Source organism: Allobosea sp. P4_C6, from assembly GCF_056402015.1.
Window position 1 is genome coordinate 1 of record NZ_JBFUIF010000140.1, and the last position, 3,505, is coordinate 3,505.

The window sequence follows — 3,505 nt, forward strand, 5'->3', positions numbered from 1 at the left end:
GGCCAGACCACAGCAAGTGGTGCAGGCGGCCGGTAACCCAGCAAGGAGTGTGGGCGCCCGGTGTCGTAGTGCTGGCGCCAGCCTTCGATGACGATCCGAGCCTCAGCGAGGCTGTAGAACAGTTCGCCGTTCAGGAGCTCGTCGCGCAGCCTGGAGTTGAAGCTCTCGCAGTAGCCGTTCTCCCATGGCGAACCTGGCTCGATAAACGCCGTCTTCGCGCCGACCGCCGCGATCCACTCCCGCACCGCCTTGGCGACGAACTCGGAACCGTTGTCAGAACGAATATGCCCCGGCACGCCGCGTAGGATGAAGAGATCGGACAGGACGTCGATGACGTCGGTGGATTTGAGTTTCCTGTCGATCCGGATCGCAATGCACTCCCGGGTGAACTCATCGATGACGTTTAACATGCGGAACTTCCTACCGTTGTGGGTGCGATCTTCGACGAAGTCGTAGGACCAGACATGGCCGGAATGTTCAGGCCTGAGCCGGATGCATGATCCGTCGTTCAGCCCCAGAGGCGCGCCTTCTTCGGCTGCCTGGCCGGCACCTTGAGCCCCTCCCGCCGCCAGATACGCTGGACACGTTTGACGTTCACTGCCCAACCGGCGGCCTCCAGCATGGCTGCGATCCGGCGATAGCCGTAGCGTCCGTATAGGGTCGCGAGCGCGACGATGTCGGCAGTCAGCGCCACCTCGTCGCTCCGCCCCACTGGCAGCTTGCGTTGCGTCGAACGATGCTGCCCCAGAACCCGGCACGCCAGCCGTTCCGATACGCCAAACTTTACCATGGCGTGGTCGATGCAGCGGCGACGACGGGCGGGGCTCAGTAGTTTCCCGACGCGGCCTCCCTGAGAATGAGCTTCTCCAACGTCAGATCCGAGACGGCTTTRCGCAGCCGCTCGTTCTCTTTCTCCAGGTCCGTCAGGCGCTTCACCTGGTCGGACTTCAGACCGCCAAACTCCTTGCGCCAGCGATAATACGTGAACGCCGTTACGCTGATGGCCCGGATCGCTTCCGCCACCGGGCGCCCCTGGGACAACAGCACGTCGAACTGGCTCAGCTTCGCGACGATCTCTTCCGGCTTGTGCTTCTTCTGCGGAATCAAAAGCATCCTCGAAAAGCTCAAAAGCCTACTTCACGGAGGACCATTTTTCAGGGGGCAGACCAGTGTATTCAGCCTCTCGGGCATTATTCTCAAACGCACGGAGAGGCGGATCATACGAAGGCCTGCTCACCGGACTGCGTCAGCTTCGCTCAGCGGTCTTGGTATTTCACGCTTCCACTTGGTCCTGGCTGCGCCAAATAGCGTCGTGTTTCGATTGGGCCGGACCTACGGCAAACGAAATCTGTCCGCCGGGCCGTCTACCAATTTGAGAAGAGAAGCAGCTACGCCTTAGCCTTGGGGTGCCGAGATGCTTGTCCCCGGCCTGATCCGAGCTTTCGACAGCCGTCCGTAATCGTAGTGCTGAGCGTCTTACACAGTAGTACCGGCGAGCCAAATAATTGGCTTAGCAGGCTGAGGAAAAACTGGCGCTTTGCGCTGGATTGTCAGTGTTGCAGGCAATTGGTGTCGGCTTGGATGGCGTCCCGACGCTGTCGACTTTGACCGGGCGGACTTCGGGCCTGGGTTTTCCTTTCATGGCGTTGCGGCGAGGAGCTTGGGCAGCCTAATTAGGTTGTTTGCGGCAAGGGTGAAGGTGAACTGCCAGCCGACGCGTGCGAGCCCTCGGTGTCGGGTCTTGCGGAGGCCGGCGGCGGACGAGGCCGATCGCCTGGCCTTGGCGGCGACGTTCATCGCGCGCAGTTCGTTGACGAAGTCCTCGGCGTCGTAGCCCTTGTCGGCGCCAAGCATGATTCGGCCCGGCCGGTCGGCGCGCGGCTCGATCATGTGGAGCTCGGCGTGACCGTCGGCCTTGGTCAGGCAGGCATCGACCACAAGGCCGTTGCGGTTCCCCATCAGCGCATGGACCATGCAGCAGAGCCGCGCCTCGCGGCCGGGCCCCTTGCGGAACAGTCTTGCGTCCGGGTCCGTGGTGCTCTCGTGGGTGGCGTTGGCGGGAGCCTCACCGTGGAAGTCGCGCTCGCCGTTCCTGCCCGAGGTCGGCGGTTCGCCGGAGCCGTCCTTCGGGCGGAAGCTCTTCATCGACGCCCAGGCCTCGATCAGCGTGCCGTCGACGCTGAAGTGCTCGCTCGACAGTTTCGGCTGGACTTTCCACGTAATAATGCGACTGTAGCGTGCAGTTTGATGGGGGCGTCCCAAATGGTGTCGATTCGGGCGGTCGACGGTCGGACGGCCGTCATTAGGGACGAGACGATTTCCAAGATCAAGGGTCGAGGTGCGATCGGCCCGTACACCGAAGTCTGGGGGCCAAGCGGATCTGAGCCGATTCAAACGGCTGAGCCCGCCGAAGCGCTGATCGCGCGCCTCGTATTGATAAGGCCTCTTGCAGCGCTGCACGTCCCAAATGGCGAAACGGTCTACATGAAAGGCGTCGCAGTAAGCATGCTCCGCCCTGCAACGCCGTTCGAGCGCGGAACTCCTCCCCCGCACATTAACTCGATTGCGACGGTCGCCGGTCGTTACCAAGCCCTTATGGAAGATTTCCCAACGGCGCATCAAATACTCGTCGCTGCAGGCGCGAATCTTCCCAGAACGATGCACACGTTTACATTGGATGGGATCCAGATTGACGGGTTGTTATCAGACCCGTCTGCGGCGAACCAGACGGGCGAATTTTCGCCCTGGTAGACACCTCCCTTGGTTCCGTTGTTCTTCAACGTCGCGACGGCCGTTTCGCAGTTGGCGCTGGCCGGGGCGTCATGTTGCGGCAATTGGCGGACGGTGACGGCGTGAAAGAGGGGTATCAGGGCTGTCCGCGCAGCGACGCGGAACTCAGAACCGTTGCTTCAGATGGGGTTGGCCTCCCAGCAAAGGGCGCGTTGCCGTCCGCATCCATCACGCAGACGCTCATAGTGCGAACGGAAACATCAAGACCGACGAACAGCTCCATGGCAGGCCTCCTGAAGTGGCGGCTGCGAGCTACGAGGCTCGCGCCTTCGGGGTGCTTTTAGCGATGCCGTCGATCACGGCAAAACGGAAATGTCCCGACCTGATTTTTGTCCCGCCGCGGTTTGACGTTTATCGAGCAGTGTCGGCGCAGATTCGGGAAATATTCGCAGAGCACACGGCCTTGATTGAGCCGCTTTCGCTCGACGAAGCGTACCTCGACGTGACAGAAAACGAGCTTGGAATTCAGGTCGCAATCGAGATCGCGGCGATAATCCGCGCCCGGATCAGTGACCGGCCTCAACGCCTCAGCGGGGATTTCCTACTGCAAATTCCTCGCGAAAATGGCAAGCGACCTCAATAAGCCCAACGGTCAGGCTGTCATCACACCGCGGATGGGCTCAGCCTTCGTCGAATCTCTGTTGGTGGATAAATTCCACGGCGTCGGACCTGCAACCGCAGCAAAAATGAAGAGGATCGGGATCCTCACTGGCGC

1 protein-coding gene and 3 pseudogenes are annotated in these 3,505 nt (G+C 61.2%); 1 reads left to right on the plus strand and 3 read right to left on the minus strand.

The window, feature by feature from the left end; translation table 11 throughout:
- The 3 genes and pseudogenes from AC1DVA_RS26930 to AC1DVA_RS26940 all read right to left on the minus strand — a co-directional run.
- A pseudogene (locus AC1DVA_RS26930) lies at positions 1-1,104 on the minus strand (IS3 family transposase); the annotation flags it as partial.
- A 534-nt stretch (positions 1,105-1,638) separates the two neighbouring features.
- Positions 1,639-2,214, minus strand: a pseudogene (locus tag AC1DVA_RS26935) (transposase); the annotation flags it as partial.
- Positions 2,215-2,866: 652 nt separating this feature from the next.
- A complete protein-coding gene (locus AC1DVA_RS26940; protein ID WP_476807926.1) occupies positions 2,867-3,013 on the minus strand; it encodes a hypothetical protein in 147 nt (48 codons plus the stop codon).
- On the opposite strand from AC1DVA_RS26940, the pseudogene AC1DVA_RS26945 reads away from it, so the two are divergent.
- Positions 2,990-3,505: pseudogene (locus tag AC1DVA_RS26945) on the plus strand (Y-family DNA polymerase); the annotation flags it as partial. The gene AC1DVA_RS26940 and the pseudogene AC1DVA_RS26945 sit on opposite strands and share 24 nt — an antisense overlap.

Coding starts and splice junctions, on each gene's coding strand:
- AC1DVA_RS26940 (WP_476807926.1), bottom strand. CDS start 3,013: ATGGAGCTGTTCGTCGGTCTTGATGTTTCCGTTCGCACTATGAGCGTC.